This window comes from Mesorhizobium sp. M0051 (genome assembly GCF_040323235.1).
GTDB lineage: Bacteria > Pseudomonadota > Alphaproteobacteria > Rhizobiales > Rhizobiaceae > Mesorhizobium.
The window spans coordinates 1-17,554 of record NZ_JAMYUT010000057.1 but is presented as its reverse complement, the minus strand read 5'-3'; the positions used below and the strand labels follow the sequence as shown (position 1 = coordinate 17,554).

The following is a 17,554-nucleotide window of genomic DNA, read 5'->3' as shown; positions in this document are numbered from 1 at the left end:
TTGCTCGCTGCCTCCGTCAGTGGCGCAACCATGCCCGACGAAAGCGCCTTGCGGCGCCATGCATAGAGCTGCGAGGGGTCCAGCCTGTCCCCTCGGAACGCGCAACTGCCGACACATTACCCCCTGGCGAGAAGGCTTCGGCGACAAGCCGTGCCTTCTCTTCGTCCGACCGATGGCGCGGCTTGCGTCGGGACGGCACAGGCTCCGCCGTCAAAATCTCGAATGTTCGATGATGGCTCATACTGTCGCTCACAGGATTCTCCGCATGATTCATGCTGAAAATGAGCGACCAACCGCCTGCACGCTACGTGGGGATGCCTACGCGCTTACTTCATAAGGGAAGAAATCTGTATAGATAGCTCCGATAGGCAACGCACAGGCCCAGCCATCGACAAGACTTCTCACTGCGGAACGCAGCATGTGCGTGTTCGAAGTCGGAATGAGCGAGCCGGAAATGGTGGAGCAGTGATCGAGCGTTTGGCTGCGACCGCGATGCCGGTGGCGGCCATGTCAGTGAAGTCCAGGTTCGCACCAGAAGTAAATCTCCTTCTGCTCGCCATGGACGGCGCACCTTCGAATGCCGCATCGGCGTCCATGTGGCAGAACTCAACCAAATGCCGGCAACACCGTCGATTTCGTCCGAGGACTAAGAGGACTAGGAGAATCATTCATGCATCTTCCTCCTGATCGCGATCGCTCGACCAGCACGGATGGGGACATCCTGCAATGCGTGGTTGGCTTGCAGCCGTTCCAGGCCCGCAAGGATGTCGGCGGGAAATGGCACCACCTTCGGACCTGCCATGTCGACGTGAAGGGATAGCTGTTCTGACGTTGCTGCCAGCCATCCGTCGATGTGGCGAAGCTCTTGGTAGAAGTGCAAGCGCTTCTCGTCGTTGTCCAGCAACTGGAAGGTAGCAGTGACGCTGTGCCCCAGGTGAAGTTCTCTCACATAACAGACATGGACTTCGGCAGAATAATTCGACAAGGCGCGCGTGCGTGCGTAACTGGCACCAAGCCCGATCTTCTCGAAAGCATCCTCTCCGGCGCGGTCGAAGAGCACGTGGTAGTAGGCCATGTTCAGATGGCCGTTGTAGTCTATCCAGTCCCTCTCGATTACCATGGCAGGCGAAATTGCTCCCACTTCTGGCTGAGCCCGCTGTGGCAGACCGAAATTGCCCGTCCACGATCGCTCATCCCTTCGCATTTGTTAAATCTTCAGGGCACATTTTCGGTGCGCGCGACCATCCCGCGGGACACATGCACAGTTCCGCCGACCCGATGACCGAGAACCGTGTTGACGGCGCTGTAGCGTGCGCTGTGATATAGGATATGGCAACACCCCCTCCAGCGCGAAAAGGAAGCCAAGCAGATATCCGCGTGCGTCAGCGACTGCACGCTCCCCTGCAATCACGTCAGCGTCACATTCGGCAAACAACATGGCGCCGGAGAAGGCCGCTCAAAGCCCGCCATGTCATTACTCTTCACATAGTTTGGGGGTGCCGCGCGGCCGCAAAACCGGCCACGACCAATCAGCCGCACGTAGGCCGCGCGGCACCCTCAGGCGCCTTGGGAGGCGGTAATGAAACGCGTATCAACAGACATGGCGTTTCTGAAGGCGTGACGGCCTTGCGTTCGCCGCCCGTCCGCCAACGAAGCGGTCCTGACCCATACCATCGGAATCGACGATGACGCGTCACGGCTGAAATCCGTGCGCGTGGAACGTCGCAGTGATGGGTTGCCCCTAAATAACATTGGCCTGCTCCAGTCTGCCTCGATGCCGACTTATAGTGGAGCTTTCGGCGCGGGTCAGGCGAAAGAAAATCACCAACCGCATTACTTTTTTTGCGCTCCCAACCATGGCCAAGGATGATACCGGTGATCTGAACCTAGCAGCTGGTGTGTCTGCACAGGGGCGGGTTTGTCGCCCTTAAACAGACTCATGCCTACATAGTGAACTCGGGGTCCAAACGGAATGAAATTTCAGCCCAAGGCCAGCCACTTCATCGATGGAGAATATGTTGAGAGCACGGCCGGGGAGCCAATCGAGGTTATATATCCGGCAACCGGCGAGACAATCGCGCGGCTTAACGCTGCCACCCCGGCTATAGTGGAAAAGGCACTGCAATCAGCAAAGAGCGCGCAAAAGAACTGGGGCGCTGCGACAGGAGCCGAGCGTGGGCGCGTTCTGAACCGTGCAGCAGAAATATTGCGTGCCACCAACTACGACCTATCTGTACTCGAGACGCATGACACCGGCAAACCAATTCAGGAGACGCTCGTGGCAGATGCTTCTATCGGTGCTGATGCATTAGAGTATTTTGGCGGTCTGGCTGCAAGCTGGACTGGTGAGTACATTACCTTAGCGAATGGAGACTTTGCCTTTACGATACCGGAGCCGCTTGGCGTATGTGTGGGTATTGGCGCTTGGAATTATCCGATTCAAATCGCCTGTTTCAAGGCGGCCCCCGCGTTAGCTTGCGGCAATGCTATGATTTTCAAGCCCTCCGAAACGACACCGCTATCTGCGCTGAAGCTTGCGGAAGTGCTTGTGCAAGCCGGTGCTCCGAAGGGCATCTTCAATGTTGTGCAGGGCTACGGCGATGTTGGAGCCGCGCTCGTCGCCGATCGGCGCGTCGCCAAAGTGTCCCTGACCGGGTCTGTCCCGACGGGGCGCAAAGTATATGCTGCTGCGGCCGAGGGGATGAAGCACATCACAATGGAACTTGGCGGAAAATCTCCACTAATCGTTTTTGACGACGCGAACCTTGAGAGTGCCGTGAGTGGTGCCATAGTTGGAAACTTCTTCTCTTCAGGCCAGATTTGCTCCAATGGCACGCGCGTCTTCGTTCAGAAACGAATAAAAGCAGCCTTCCTTGAAAGGCTGTGTTCTAGACTGGCATCGGCTAGAATCGGCGACCCTATGGACCCTCAGGTCAACTTCGGACCTATGATAAGTCAACGCCAGTTGGAGATAGTGAAGACTTATATTGCCCAGGGCCTCGCGGAGGGTGCGCGACTTGTTTACGGAGGATTTCAGCTAAACAGGCCAGGTTTTTTTGTGCAGCCGACGGTGTTTGCTGATGTGACTGACGAAATGACGATAGCGCGCGAGGAAATCTTTGGTCCCGTCATGTCAGTGCTGGAGTTCGACACCGAAGAGGAGGTAGTCGTACGAGCAAATGCCACAGAGTTCGGCTTGGCGGCAGGCGTATTCACTGACGACCTTACGCGGGCTCACCGGGTTTCCAAGGCATTCGAAGCAGGAATTTGCTTCATCAACACCTATAACGTTATGCCGGTCGAAATTCCTGTTGGTGGTTCAAAATTATCTGGTGTCGGTCGCGAAAATTCTAAAATTGCGTTACAGCAATATACAGAGATGAAGACGATTTATGTTTCATTGAATGAAGTTCGAGCGCCATACTAAAATGCATTCAAAGACCAGATGTAATCTAGATCAATTATTTTCGCTGCTCAAATGAAAAACTGGTAATGCTTGAAAGCGCTATAGCTGTCGGTCGACGGTGGGGCATCACTGTATTGTCCCAAGCAGTAGAAATCGTTTCACGTACAGGTGAATTGCTGTGCGGAGGGAGTACGTTCATTTACTGAGAAGCGCAAACCAACTTTCGAAGGGCTTTGACCTGCGATCAAACCGTCCATCAAATCGAAGGTCGACGGGCGAGCGAGCGCGACGGTCGATGCCGGCAAGCCCTCAGGAGCAGGCTCGCGCTGGCGAAGGAGCGTTCTCCAGAGCAACGAGGACGAACCCGGCATGTGCCCGTCCGGCTCACCAAGCCGACGACGCCACGAGGGAAGCGTGGATCACTAAAGCCAAGTGGGCGCCCAGCCAGGTAGAAACATAGGTGAAATGCGAAACCCGCAACCAGTTCGGCGCAGGGCTTTGAACTGACAGGTCACGCGATCCTAGCGGGTTCGGAGGCGTCTTGTGCGGAAACGTCGTGCGGGTCGACTTCCCCGAATGAACCTTGCAGGTTCATCGGCGACATGAGCCGGGCGACGGTGCAGCGGGCGACCTCAAAGCTCTCTCGCTTCAAGCTATCCTATACAGGCCATAAATTAACAGGAGAAAGCGGCTTCCTCCGTGCAGCATTCACCAGCGCAAAAAAACTCACCCAGCAGATGACGTTAATTTCTCTTCCTCGAGATGCCATTTCGCGCAATGCTATCATGCAAGATGTAGGTGCTGCTGGGCAGTATGCTGCTGATTTAGAGCCAAATGGTTACCAACTCTTCTGAGGGAAGCAGGATTAATGGGCTACACAGTGGCGCGGTCAGCGAAGCATCCGCGGTATCCAGGCGATCATGTAAAAATCATCTCGTCGGTAATGTGAAATGACGAATTTCTCCGTAGAGCGCATACTGAATCGGCAGTTTGAGCCGGTCGAACACTGCTTTTCCCGTAGAGATACAGCCCTGTACGCCCTAGGTGTAGGACTAGGGGATCCTCCTACAGATCCCCGGCAATTGCGCTTCGTCTACGAGCAGCGGATGCTGGCTTTGCCGACGATGGCTACCGTGCTCGCCACGCCTGGATTCTGGCATCAGGACGAGTCGCTCGGCATCACATGGGAAAATGTGTTGCACGGCGAACAAGGGTTTGAGCTCCATGAAGTTCTGCCAGTTGAAGGTGCCGTTATTGGCACCACCAAGGTGCTTGACATCTTGGATAGGGGCGACAAAGGAGCTTTCATCTACTCCAGCAATGAGCTGCGAGAGCCTTCGACGGGTCGAAAAATAGCGACCTTAACGTCAACTGAAGTCTGCAGGAGCAATGGCGGCTTCGGTGGTCGAGCCGATGGTGCACCATCACCTCATCCCATTCCCGACCGGGCTCCTGATGCGGTCTGGGATTACAAAACAGATAAAAGAGCTGCTCTCATCTATAGATTGAGCGGTGACGACAATTCACTTCATGTGGATCCGGAAGTGGCCAGCGTTGCAGGCTTCGAATTCCCAATCCTCCATGGCCTCTGTACTTTTGGCGTCGCTGGCCATGCCTTGCTGCGTGAGACTTGTGAATACGATCCGTCGCGTTTAACGGCAATGAAGGTACGGTTCTCAGCTCCCGTCTACCCCGGAGATACCATTCGTACCGAAATGTGGCGCGACGGTTCGACCGTCAGTTTTCGCAGTAGCGTTCCCGAACGTGGTGTTGTCGTCCTCAACAACGGCAGAGCTACGGTAGAGCCCTCTCGCTCCACGTGAAAGCAGAAATTCTTTTCAATGTCTGAGGTTGTTCCGCGAGCATCGGCAGCCGTACTTCGATGATCAAGCGAGTGCGCAAAGGGTTATGCCGCGCGGTGAAGCAGAGCTCGAGGCGAGGAACGAACGATCAGGTTTTACGTCTCGCTCCATATCCCGGCGTTCCCGCCTAGCCAAGCAACCGCTTGAACGGCGCGCGACCCATCGCCTGGATTCGCACAAGGTTCCCGTTGCCCGAAGAGCGCTGGATGTGGACAGAGGCAGCAAGGGAGCTCGGCTTGGACGCAGCTCAGCTGGCGGTTAGAGAGCAGCAACTGGGTTGGACCGGCGCACCGACTAGGCATCTTGCACGAATTAGCGCTGCCAATTGCGTCACAGCGGTTTTAATGGATGAGGAAAGATCAATGAGTAAGTCAGCCGAACGCGTTGTCACCGAGCAACGCGGTAATGTTCTCGTCATTACCATCAATCGTCCCGAAGTAAGGAACGCAATTGATGCTAAGACTGCAGAAGCCATGCAAGAAGCGATGGATTTACTGGAAGACGAAGAAGAGTTGTTGGTTGGAGTGTTGACAGGTGCCGGCGGAAATTTCTGCTCGGGAATGGATTTGAAAGCAGCTGCCACTGAAGGAACGCAGCCTCAGCTGCGTAGAGGCAGCTTCGGTATTATGGCCCGACCACCGCATAAACCACTGATTGCCGCAGTTGAGGGCTACGCGGTAGCGGGTGGATTCGAGACGTGTCTTGCCTGCGACATGATCGTAGCAGCTCGTAATGCCAAGTTCGGCTTGCCGGAAGTTCGACACAACCTACTGGCGACATACGGCCTTGTTCGGCTTCCCGCGCGCATGCCCTATCATCTAGCAATGGAGCTCGCACTCACGGGCGAATTTAAGGAAGCGTCCTACTTCGAGCGGTTCGGGGTCGTGAATCGTCTCGCGGAGCCTGGCAAAGCGCTCGAAGAAGCATTGAAGCTTGCGCAGTTGCTCCTCGTTAATGCTCCGCTCGCGCTGGTAGCAAGCAAGGAGATGATATTCCAGACGTTTGACGCGCAGTCGACCGAAGACAGACTTGTCGAGCTTCCAATCATCAAGAAAGTGTTTGGCTCAGAAGATGAGCGCGAGGGACTACTCGCCTTCGCCGAGAAACGCAAACCTGTTTGGAAAGGTCGTTAGATCTGTCGGCTCCCCTGTGGGTGGGCGGCAGCTTCTCGTCAACTAAGACAGGTACTCGCCACTGGACATCGAAGGACAGCGCAACGCTTGGCTTTTGGAGGCGCTCGGCGGAGTCCTCGATCACCGCTCGAAAAAGGCGCCTCACGTCCGTTCTATCGCTCTCATCGTCGTTCTTTGAATAGCTACGATGATCCAGAACCCTTCAGGTCGCGCGCACAGTCTATCGCCTGCACTATCTCCCCCTTTTGCAGCCACCTCTCGGCAGCCGCCCTTTCGGAAGAAGCAGTGAGGCCCGGGCGGAACGCCTTGTCATTCGATGCAAATACCTACTGGGGGTTACAGAGTGACCACGGGCAACCGCCGAGACGTTTACGCCAAGCGCCTCGCCATATTCCATTAACCCGGCACTCGTTTCGTTCCACCAGCGGTGACGCGGCTCGGCAGGGATTGCATCAGGCCGCTCCGCACCACTGTCTGCGGTGTCAGGTGGTCCCCTGCACCTTTTCGGTGTGTCTGCGCCAGACAGTACAGCTTCTTCGCACCGACTCGCGGTGGATGCCTATAGGTCCACACGTTCTGCCAGCATATTGCGAGCGCGACCGTTCCCTGCCTTGGTCATACCCCTGTCTGACTTCTCGCTGGTCGATCGTTCGCCGCGAACGAAGCCAAGACAACCATGAGCAGTACGCATACGACGAAGGCCGCGTGATTGGCACATGAGCAGCGTCCGGGGTCCAGATCTCCGTCAGCTCACCGGCACGGAACAGCCGGGCAAGTTTCTCGGCATCGCGGCGGTTCGTCTTGACCCGATCGCCAGGCTTGCGCGGGATCAGAGACGGAGCAATCACGGCGCACTCATACCCAAGCGCTTCGATCTCCCGCTTCAGACCGTATCCGGTGGGTCCAGCCTCATAGCAAAATCTCAATCGTACACCGGGGCGTCCAAGCGTGCGGACGAGGCGGCGTACTGACGCACGGTATCTCTCCGACATATCGAACCTCGCCGGTACGCCCGCTCTCGGCGAGAGCAACAGCATGCCGATCCTTCGCAACATCCAATCCTACGAAAACTTCGCTATATTCTTCCATGGTTCGTCCTCCTGGCATGAGGATAGGCTCGACGAGCAACCCTCGTTTCAACACTGCCAGTGTAGGGCGAACCACCTCACAGCCGGCAACCCGCAAGGACATAAGGTCTTACGCTTGTCCGATATCTCTGCCTGCAGCAGATTGCCGCCGATCGTGGGCGGCTCCTGCTGTCGCTTGATGGCGATGACCATGATCTCGTGATAGGACGCGTGCTTCCGACGAGCGTGAACACTTTCATTCGGTCGTCAGGGTTTCCTTAGGCCGGTAAGGACGTCGGCTGCCGATTCCCGCTCTCCCACTTGGGCACCGTCTTCCTTCTCCTCTTGAGAGATGCCGCTACCCTGGAAGGACCCCAATAGGCATTCGCCCGCGCAACATGAGGAGCGCAACAGCCGCCTATCAAAATCGCCCCTCGGATCACCCGCAACGCAATTTGTCGATTCCAATAGCGCAATTTGCTAGGGATACCAGCATCCGCTGAGCGGAGTTTGGCTTTACGCTACGCATCGCGACAGACTATAATTTTAAAAATCAACGGTTTAGGAGGAACCGAATGACGTTCATCGCTACGAATGTTCGACCTCTCGCACATTTCCGCCACTGACATCCCGTTTTTGACGCGGCGTTGCGGCGGGCGCGCCACACATTATCAGTGCGCCGCAGTCTCTAGTTAGAGCACCGGATGGTCGGCGGCCGGCCAAAAAGGCCCGCGCCCGCTCAAAGCGGAAATGCAAAGCACGAAAAATCAAATCACAAAAAAGGGGAACCTCGATGACTGAAGAATTGGAAAGCTTGAAAGAAAGCCTCATGGCTGGGCGTCTGTCGCGGCGTGAGTTTCTTGGTCGTGCGTCAGCACTTGGTTTTGGCGCTGCCGCCGCCTCAATGATGCCTGGTCTTGCACTCGCTGCTGATAAGCCAATCAAGGGTGGGCATTTGAAGACCGGCTTTGCCGGTGGTGGCAGTGCAGACTCATTGGATCCGACGCTTGCAACAAGCGATGCGTGTTTTTTGAACCTGCGTCTGTTTGGTGAGACTCTGGTAAATACGTCTGCCTCGGGGCAGCTCGAATACAGGATCGCAGAAGAAGCTTCGTCAAGTGATGGTGTCACTTGGCTATTTAAAATTCGCAACGGTGTTGAGTTTCATAACGGCAAAACACTCACGGCTGAGGATGTCGTAGAAACCATACGGCGGCATTCGGATGAAAAGTCACAATCAATAGCGAAAGGGGGTCTTAGCCAGATCGACCGATTGTCCACGGAAGGCAATACAGTAAAAATTTCGTTAAAGGGTGCCAACGCAGATTTTCCATTTGCGCTAAGTGAAATTCCTCTGTCCATACAGCCGAACGGAGGGAAGGGCGATCCAGCTTCCGGTATCGGTTCTGGTCCGTACAAACTTGAGGGAACTCCTCAAGCTGGCGTGCGCTACCAATTTAGGAAATTTGCCAATTATTGGGATCCGGCTATCGGCCACGTCGAAGAGAATGAGGTGCTTATCATCAATGACGCGACAGCCCGCACCGGGGCACTGCAGTCAGGACAGGTCCATATGATTAATCTAGTGGATCCCAAGATCGTAGGTCGACTTAAATCTGCTCCGGGAATTAGCGTTAAGAATGTTACCGGCCGAAGCCACTATGTTTTCAGCATGCGAACTGATACCGCTCCTTTCGACAATGAAGACCTTCGCATGGCGCTCAAGCTTGCTATTGATCGAGACGAGATAGTGAAGAAGGTGCTTGCTGGTTTTGGCAGTGTAGGCAATGATATGCCCATAAACGCCAATTATCCGTTTTTCGATGCCTCCATTCCGCAACGTCGATACGATCCGGAACAGGCAGCGGCATACTATAAGAAGTCGGGCCATGACGGGTCGCCAATCGTACTGCACGTTTCCGACGCTGTATTTTCCGGTGCGACTGACGCCGCGCAGCTGTTTCAGCAGAGCGCAGCAAAGGCCGGAATCCCGATCAGTGTCCAGCGTGAGCCCGGCGACGGCTACTATACTGAGGTCTGGAGTAAGAAGCCGTTCTTTGTCAGTCTGTGGGCGGGCCGGGCGACGCAGGATCAGGTGTATAGCCTCACCTACCTTTCGACTGCACCTTGGAACGAGACGCATCTTAAGAATGCGGAGCTCGATCGGCTTGTCTTAGCAGCCCGTTCAGAGCTTGATCCGAGCAAACGGCAGAAACTTTACAGTGATGTGGCTAATCTCTTGCGTGATCACGGTGGAACCATCGCGTTTGCATTCAATGATTTTATTGATGCCGTGTCCAATAAGCTTGGAGGGTACAACCCCGACCCCAATCGGGCCTTGATGAACCTCATGGCGCCAATAAAATGCTGGTTGCCGGCCTAAGTCCGACGAATAGTAAATGTCTTCACCCATCGTGAAACTTGTAGCCCAGCGCGTCGCGCTGGGCATCCTTCTGTTGTTGGCCGTTTCGGTCCTGATCTTCGCCGGCACCCAGATCCTGCCCGGCGACGTCGCGCAAGCCATTCTCGGACAATCGGCAACGCCGGAGTCGCTCGCCAATCTGCGCGAGCAGCTCGGCCTCAACGATCCCGCTTATATCAGGTACTTCCACTGGCTTGGCGGAATCCTGACCGGCCATCTCGGTACCGCAATGTCGACTGGACAGGATATCGGGACCGCTATCGGGGGCCGACTTTCCAACACACTCGTTTTGGCATTCACCGCCGCAATCGTCGCCGTGCCGCTGGCGATCATTCTTGGTCTGATTGCGGTGCGCTACCGCAATGGCTGGGTAGACAAGCTGATCTCCGGACTGGCGCTGGCCTCGACATCGTTTCCCGAATTCTTCATCGGTTATGTGCTCGTCTATTTCTTCGCTGTGAAGTGGCAGATTTTCCCCGGCATTTCGACCGTCTATGAAGGCATGCCGTTCGGCGAGCGCATGCAGGCGATCGCCCTGCCGGCAACGGCGCTGACGCTGGTCGTGCTCGCCCATATGATGCGCATGACACGCGCGGCGATCCTCAATGTCATGCAGTCGGCCTATGTCGAGACGGCGGAGCTGAAAGGCCTGTCGGCCTTCAATGTCATTCGCAAGCATGCCTTTCCCAATGCCATTGCGCCGATCATCAACGTCGTCATGCTCAACCTCGCCTACCTGATCGTCGGCGTCGTCGTGGTCGAGGTGATCTTCGTCTATCCGGGCATGGGGCAATATCTCGTCGACCACGTGACCAAACGCGACGTGCCGGTGGTGCAGGCGGTCGGCCTGATCTTCGCCGCCGTCTACATAAGCCTGAACATCATTGCGGACATAGCGGCGATCGTCGCCAATCCGCGTCTCCGACATCCGAAATAGGGGGCGGGCATGCTCGATATCAAACGCATCCCCATTCCCGCGCTGGTCGGCATAATCCTGACGGCACTGTTCGTTCTGGCGGCTATCTTCGCGCCCTGGATCTCACCGCATGACAATGGCGAGATCGTCGGCGATGTCTGGGAACCTATGTCGGCGGCGCATTGGCTGGGCACCGACAATCTCGGCCGTGACCTCTTGTCACGCATGATCTACGGCGCCCGCATCACCCTGTTCATCGCAGTGCTGGCCACCGCGCTGTCGTTCTCGCTCGGCGCCATCCTCGGCTTCTCGGCGGCGGTGTTCGGCGGCTGGTTCGATACGCTGCTGTCGCGCCTTGTCGATCTCTTGATGTCGATCCCGACGCTGATCATGGGCCTTGTGGTGCTATCCGTGCTGCCGACCAACCTGGTGACACTGATCCTGGTCATGGGCATTCTCGACTCGACCCGCGTCTATCGCCTCTCGCGCGCGGTCGCCGTCGACATCAACGTCATGGACTATGTCGAGGCGGCGAAGCTGCGCGGCGAAGGCAGCGCCTGGATCATCTTCCGGGAGATCCTGCCCAACGCATTGTCGCCGCTGGTTTCGGAACTCGGCCTGCGCTTCATCTATGCGGTGCTGTTCCTGTCGACGCTGTCCTTCCTCGGGCTTGGCGTGCAACCGCCTGACGCCGACTGGGGCGGCATGGTCAAGGAAAACAAGGATGGCATCGTCTTCGGTATCGGGGCAGCGCTGATCCCGGCGGCAGCGATCGCCATGCTGGCCATTTCGGTCAACCTGGTTGCAGACTGGGTGCTCAACAGGACGACAAGCCTGAAGGGAGGACGCGGGTGATGGCAGAGAGCAAAGCGAAACCCGGCGTGCTTCTAGACATCCGCAATCTGCGCATCGAGGCGACCGTCTTCCCACCCGGCGAACCGCCGAAGAATATCGTGCTGGTGCACGATGTCTCGTTGACGCTCGAGAAGGGCAAGGTGCTTGGGTTGATCGGCGAATCCGGCGCCGGCAAGTCGACCATCGGCCTGTCGTCGATGGGCTATGGGCGCGGTGGTGTGCGCATCACCGGCGGTGAGGTCGTGCTGAACGGCCGCGACATCCTCAAGGCCGGCAAGGACGGTTTTCGCAAGCTGCGCGGCCGCGAGGTCTGCTATGTCGCGCAGTCGGCGGCGGCCGCCTTCAACCCGGCGCACAAGCTGATGGACCAGGTGGTGGAAGCCACGCTGCTGCACGGCACGGCGACACGGGCGGAGGCCGAGAAACGCGCCGTCGCCCAGTTCAAGAAGCTCAGCCTGCCAAACCCCGAAACCATCGGCGAACGCTTCCCGCACCAGGTCTCCGGCGGCCAGTTGCAGCGCGTGATGACGGCTATGGCGCTGTGCTCCGAGCCCGACCTGATCGTCTTTGACGAGCCGACCACGGCGCTCGACGTGACGACGCAGATCGACGTGCTGGCGGCGATCAAGGATGCCATTCGCGACACGCATGTGGCGGCACTCTACATCACGCACGACCTTGCCGTCGTCGCCCAGGTCTCCGACGAGATCATGGTGCTGCGCCATGGCCGACTGGTCGAATGGGGCGGCACGAGGCAGATCATCAAGGAGCCGCGCCAGGAGTACACCAACGCGCTGGTGTCGGTGCACGAGATCGAGCATGCCGAGCAGAAGCCCGGCACGACGCCGTTCCTGTCGGTCAAGAACGTTACCGCTGCCTATGGCCGCAGCCATATCAAGGTGTTGAAGAACGTCTCCGTCGACATCTATCCGGGCCAGACGCTGGCAGTGGTCGGCGAGTCCGGCTCCGGCAAGTCGACGCTGGCGCGCGCCATCACCGGGCTTTTACCGCCCGAGGAAGGCACAGTCACCTTCGACGGCAGGCCGCTGGCAAACCGGCTGGCCGACCGGCCGAAGGGGGATCTGCAGCAGTTGCAGATGATCTACCAGATGGCCGATGTGGCGATGAACCCGCGCCAGACGGTCGGCACCATCATCGGCCGGCCGCTCGAATTCTATTTCGGCATACGCGGCCGCGAACGCGACAAGCGCGTCGCCGAACTGCTCGACAAGATCGAGATGGGCAAGGGCTTTTCCGACCGTTACCCGGCCGAGCTTTCCGGCGGCCAGAAGCAGCGCGTCTGCATCGCCCGCTCGCTCGCCGCCAAGCCCAAACTGATCATCTGCGACGAGGTAACCTCGGCACTCGACCCGCTGGTCGCCAACGGCATCCTGAAGCTGCTGCTCGAGTTGCAGAAGGAAGAAAACGTCGCCTATCTGTTCATCACCCATGACCTGGCGACCGTGAAGTCGATCGCCGATTCGATCGCGGTGATGTATCGCGGCGAGGTGGTGCGCTACGGGCCGAAGAGCAAGGTTCTGACACCCCCTTTCGACAATTACACGGACCTGCTGCTGTCATCGGTGCCGGAGATGGAGATTGGTTGGTTGGAAAAGGCGGTAGCGAGCCGGAAGATGGCGAGCGGCGGCAACTGAAACGGGGATGCTGCTTCGAAGGCTTCATCTTGGAAGGTAAGTATCCGGTGGAGGCCGCAGGTAGGACCGCTTAGAGCGCTCCACCTATAGATCGCCTCCACAATCAAAATATCCGCGCCCAACGGACGATTATGTGAGCATCGTGCGTAAAATCTCATGGCAGCGGATTGAGCAGTGCATCAATCTGGAAATTCTCGCGCCGACCCTAAGGAGAAAAGAATGAATACAACTAGTCCAACTGCAGATCTTCGCGGCCTGTTTAATCCTCGTTCCGTTGCGGTAATTGGCGCTTCATCGACACCTGGGAAATGGGGATTTGAATACGCGCGCCAACTTTTGCTTGGTAAATCTAGGCGGGATATCTATCTGGTCAACCACAAGGGGGGGGTCGTCCTAGAAAGCGAAACGTATACCTCGGTGCAATCGCTACCGGTAGCGCCCGAGCTGGCAGTGATTTGCGTTCCAGCAGCTCAGGTTCGGAGCGCTTTGGACCAGGTGCTGGATGTGGGCGCACGCTACGTTGTGTGCGTCACAGCAGGATTCAAAGAGGCTGGCAAAGAAGGTGGTCAGCTTGAAAACGAGATGCGGGAACTCGTTCGTGCGGCGGGTGCACGCCTTGTTGGACCCAATTGCGTTGGTCTATACGACGCCGCTGCCGACTTTGCATGCACTGGATTTTGGACACTACCTCCGGGCGACATAGGTATCATCTCGCAGAGCGGTAGTGTGATGCTGGGACTCGGGAGAAGCCTTCAGCGATTGGATCTTGGGCTATCTCGCGCGGTATCAGTTGGTAATCAAGCCGATCTGTCTGTGGCCGACTTTATAGAGTCATTTGCACTGGATCCCCACACGAAGATAATCACTGCTTACATCGAGGAATTCCGAGATGGGCGGCGCCTCTTCGAGGCAGTCGAGCATTCGCGAAGCCTTGGCAAGGACGTCATTCTTCTGGCTCCGCAAGCGGGAGAGGCTGTTGGACGGAGTGTGGCTTCCCATACAGGGTCGATGATCTCAAACGAAGATATCTTGGCGAGCGTATGCGCTGAGCTCGATGTCGTACGAGTGCGCGGCATGGGTGATCTGTTGCTGGCTATTCGGGGGGGGAAGGCCCCAACTCGCGCTCGCAGTCGCCGAGTTGCTGTCGTCTCTGATGGCGGGGGTACAGCTACGCTAGGGGCAGATGCAGCGGTGGCTGCGGACCTTGAAGTGCCTGCTTTTTCCGCCGGCCTTATCAAAGCGTTGAGAGAGATTTCGCCCAAAAGTCCGGGTATTGCAAACCCTGTCGACCTGGTAGGGGTCGCGTTCAATCTCGGGGCATTCCAAACAGCCCTTCAAGCAATCGCTTCGTCCGGTGAGGTCGACTCCGTCCTTTTGACAGGTGATTTCGATAATGCTGCGGGAACCATCGAAGGTGAACGTGTAGTGGCCGCTAATATCAGAGATATATGCAGTCAGTCTGGTATGGCGCTATCTATTGCCACGCCCCTAACCGCCGAACCTGCGATGATTGCATTCACTGAATATCGGGTCCCGGTGTTTGACTTTGCAGAAGAAGCTGCGCGTTGCTTGGAGCTCGGTCGTCATAGATCTCCGGTTAGCACACTGATTAAGTCTAAAAACTCAAGCATATTTGCTAGAGACACAGATTATATCGGAAGTAGGAGTGCACTTGCCGATGCCGGAGTGGCTTTTAGTAAAGCGCTCTATGCTGAAGACGCAGATCGTGCAGCGGCGGCAGCGGAAAGCATTGGCTATCCAGTGGTTCTGAAGGCGTTAGGCAACTTGCATAAAAGCGATTCCGGTGCAGTCATCCTCGGCATACCTGATGAGGCAACTCTACGGGCGAAGGTAGCGGATCTCGACAAAAAGCTTCGGCCTGCCGGCTTTAGCGTCGAGGAAATGGTGACGGCGCGCGACGCTATCGAGCTGTTGATTGGGGGCGTACGTGATCCGGCATTTGGGCCAACTGTAGTCGTCGCCGCCGGAGGTACAAAAACTGAGGTGTGGCGAGATAGGGTTGTTGCCCTCGCGCCGATCGATGAAAAGACCGCGCTTCGCTTACTAAATTCCTTGCGGATTGCACCATTGTTTGCAGGTTTTAGAGGCAGCTCAAGAATAAACATACAATCTGTGGCAAGATCTGTAGTAGCAATGTCGGAATTTGTGGCGCAACATAGCAATGTTGCAGAAGTCGAGATCAATCCTCTTATTGTCGGCCCGGAGAATTGTGTGGCGGTTGACGCCAGAATCGTCCTGTCTGAATAAAAACGAACACTGTGTAATCAGAGAAAACATAGACGTGGAGAATCGTAAAATGGGCGTTCTGTCCGGCGTAAAAATTATCGAGATTTCCGGTCTTGGACCTGGGCCATTCTGTGGAATGCTGCTCGCCGACCTGGGTGCAGAAGTTATCGCTATCGAGCGACCCGCTTTAGACATCGGTCAGCCTAGGCCATGGGAGCTCTGCAGCCGGGGTAAGCGCTCTGTGCTCCTTGATCTCAAGAAGCCAGCGGCAGTCGAGACCGTGTTGCAACTGATTGAGGGCGCAGATGCGCTTATCGAGGGTATGCGGCCAGGGGTAATGGAGCGCCTCGGCCTTGGGCCGGAGATCTGCCTTGCTCGCAATTCGTCCCTTGTCTACGGGCGCATGACTGGCTGGGGCCAATATGGTCCCTTGATCCAAGCTGCGGGCCATGATGGAAACTACGTCGCCATTTCTGGTGCGTTGTGGCTTGCCACACAACCTGGCAATGCGCCAGAGGCGCCTCCAACTATGCTCGGTGACGTCGCGGGTGGGGCGCTTTATCTTGCGATAGGGATTCTAGGCGGCATTCTAAGCGCTCGAAAGGACGGGCGTGGCCAGGTCGTTGATGCTGCCATGATTGATGGCTCAGCCCACCTCCTAAATCTTTTGATTTCGTTCCTGCCCGATGTCGGCGGAAAATTTGCTTCCTCAAGACCGGCTGCGCACGGCAAGTTTTGGGATCGTGCGTATCAATGCGCAGATGGGGAATGGATCGTCATTCAACCGATGGAGCCTCAGTTTTATGCGGAACTCATCAAGCGGCTCGGCTTGGAAGATGATCATCGCTTCGTGAATGGCCAGCGCACTCCCGAACTCTGGTCGGTACTTGGAAATGAGCTTGCAGAGCGGTTTAAAACCAGGACTCGAACAGAATGGACAACTCTACTTGAAGGAACTGACGCATGTTTCGCACCTGTCCTGTCACCTGAAGAAGCGACTGCGCATCCCCACGTTATCGCGCGAGAGATTTACAAGACTATCGACGGTGTTTTGCAGGCTGCACCGGCCCCGCGTTTTTCCGTTACGCCGTCAGCGGAATTAGCTTCGGTGCCGCCTCGCGGTGCTCATACCGACGACGTTCTGGCTGAACTGGCCCTCGGTACGGCTCGACTAAACGAGCTGAAGGCAGTCGGCGTGTTAGGATCAAGAGATTGATGCTTTTTACATCTTATGGTTCCAATGTGGGCTTACGTGCTCCTTACGCAGCCGCGAACTGGTGATCGGCCTCACGAAGTCTGCCAACAGATCTCGGTGCCAATGGCGTTCGCCGCAATGCCATATGCCCGGGCGAAGGTAACCGCATGGAACGAGTTGTGCAGGCCGAAGCCCGAAAGCCAATGGTTCGATCGACGCGCCTCATGCCGAATGTATCGAGTCCGCCAGGCCAGCCGCGCTCCTATTGGACGATGCGATGAGCCATCCACTCAAACCGCATATGTCATGATATGATTGAAGCTCATCGAGAGATGGGCTCGCCGGATATACCCGATCGCCTCCCAATCACCGATCTCAGCTGCGGCGAGAACGGCCTCCATCTCGCTGCGGAAGGCGCGAAACTCCTCAACAAGACCGAGCTTCGGCATCATTTTTAGCACCACGCGAACGACCTTGAGATAAAGCCGCTCATTGAGCTCTCGCAGCGCCAAGTTGCCCGTCATCGCCGAGATTTCCCAATAAAAATCCATATTGAGGCGAAGAAAGGCGCGCTGGGATGGGTTGTCCATAACCTTGTCGCAGATGGCGATGAGCGTGCGGATCCGGTCGAGGTCTTTTTGGCTTCGCGGGATCGGGCTGGGCTTGCCAACTAGAGCGGGATGAATTTAGGTTGGGCATAGCCAGCCTCGGGAAGTAATTTCGGCATTCGGTTGACGTGACCTCGCCGAGGATTTGGCCGATGGCGTCACAGACGGTTTCGACTGTTCGCTTGGCA

The 17,554-nt window shown here is 56.7% G+C and carries 12 protein-coding genes and 1 pseudogene; 10 read left to right on the top strand and 3 right to left on the bottom strand.

The window, feature by feature from the left end; all coding sequences use genetic code 11:
• Positions 1-664 precede the first annotated feature (664 nt).
• Positions 665-1,120 (bottom strand): thioesterase family protein, encoded by a 456-nt coding sequence (locus NKJ90_RS32265; protein WP_352487676.1) that lies wholly within the window; start codon positions 1,118-1,120, stop codon positions 665-667.
• Positions 1,121-1,972: 852 nt separating this feature from the next.
• Between NKJ90_RS32265 and betB the strand changes: the two genes are divergently transcribed.
• The 4 genes from betB (at position 1,973) to NKJ90_RS32245 (ending at position 6,401) form a co-directional block, all read left to right on the top strand.
• Positions 1,973-3,427, top strand: coding sequence for a betaine-aldehyde dehydrogenase (betB, locus tag NKJ90_RS32260; RefSeq protein ID WP_352487675.1), 1,455 nt, complete (start codon positions 1,973-1,975; stop codon positions 3,425-3,427).
• Between the two features lie 581 nt (positions 3,428-4,008).
• The gene (locus NKJ90_RS32255) at positions 4,009-4,260 is read left to right on the top strand and encodes a hypothetical protein (RefSeq protein ID WP_352487674.1); all 252 of its coding nucleotides are present in this window, start codon (positions 4,009-4,011) and stop codon (positions 4,258-4,260) included.
• Positions 4,261-4,356: 96 nt separating this feature from the next.
• Positions 4,357-5,229, top strand: coding sequence for a MaoC family dehydratase (locus tag NKJ90_RS32250; protein ID WP_502904960.1), 873 nt, complete (start codon positions 4,357-4,359; stop codon positions 5,227-5,229).
• A 401-nt stretch (positions 5,230-5,630) separates the two neighbouring features.
• Positions 5,631-6,401, top strand: a complete 771-nt coding sequence (locus tag NKJ90_RS32245; RefSeq protein ID WP_352487672.1) for a crotonase/enoyl-CoA hydratase family protein — start codon at positions 5,631-5,633, stop codon at positions 6,399-6,401.
• A 525-nt stretch (positions 6,402-6,926) separates the two neighbouring features.
• Here NKJ90_RS32245 and NKJ90_RS32240 read toward each other — a convergent pair.
• A pseudogene (locus tag NKJ90_RS32240) lies at positions 6,927-7,490 on the bottom strand (transposase); the annotation flags it as partial.
• A 771-nt stretch (positions 7,491-8,261) separates the two neighbouring features.
• On the opposite strand from NKJ90_RS32240, the gene NKJ90_RS32235 reads away from it, so the two are divergent.
• The 6 genes from NKJ90_RS32235 to NKJ90_RS32210 all read left to right on the top strand — a co-directional run bounded on the left by NKJ90_RS32235 (position 8,262) and on the right by NKJ90_RS32210 (position 16,779).
• The gene (locus tag NKJ90_RS32235) at positions 8,262-9,851 is read left to right on the top strand and encodes an ABC transporter substrate-binding protein (protein WP_352487671.1); all 1,590 of its coding nucleotides are present in this window, start codon (positions 8,262-8,264) and stop codon (positions 9,849-9,851) included.
• A 16-nt stretch (positions 9,852-9,867) separates the two neighbouring features.
• A complete protein-coding gene (locus NKJ90_RS32230) occupies positions 9,868-10,827 on the top strand; it encodes an ABC transporter permease (protein WP_352487670.1) in 960 nt (319 codons plus the stop codon).
• A gap of 9 nt (positions 10,828-10,836) precedes the next feature.
• Positions 10,837-11,661: an ABC transporter permease gene (locus NKJ90_RS32225; RefSeq protein WP_352487669.1), complete on the top strand. Its 825-nt coding sequence runs from the start codon at positions 10,837-10,839 to the stop codon at positions 11,659-11,661.
• Positions 11,661-13,316, top strand: a complete 1,656-nt coding sequence (locus NKJ90_RS32220) for an ABC transporter ATP-binding protein (protein ID WP_352487668.1) — start codon at positions 11,661-11,663, stop codon at positions 13,314-13,316. The genes NKJ90_RS32225 and NKJ90_RS32220 overlap by 1 nt, the downstream gene beginning before the upstream one ends.
• A gap of 219 nt (positions 13,317-13,535) precedes the next feature.
• Positions 13,536-15,584, top strand: a complete 2,049-nt coding sequence (locus NKJ90_RS32215; RefSeq protein ID WP_352487667.1) for an acetate--CoA ligase family protein — start codon at positions 13,536-13,538, stop codon at positions 15,582-15,584.
• A 49-nt stretch (positions 15,585-15,633) separates the two neighbouring features.
• Positions 15,634-16,779, top strand: a complete 1,146-nt coding sequence (locus tag NKJ90_RS32210) for a CaiB/BaiF CoA transferase family protein (protein WP_352487666.1) — start codon at positions 15,634-15,636, stop codon at positions 16,777-16,779.
• 269 nt (positions 16,780-17,048) lie between these two features.
• On the opposite strand, the gene NKJ90_RS32205 is transcribed toward NKJ90_RS32210, so the two are convergent.
• The gene (locus NKJ90_RS32205; RefSeq protein WP_352487677.1) at positions 17,049-17,411 is read right to left on the bottom strand and encodes an FCD domain-containing protein; all 363 of its coding nucleotides are present in this window, start codon (positions 17,409-17,411) and stop codon (positions 17,049-17,051) included.
• Positions 17,412-17,554 lie beyond the last annotated feature (143 nt).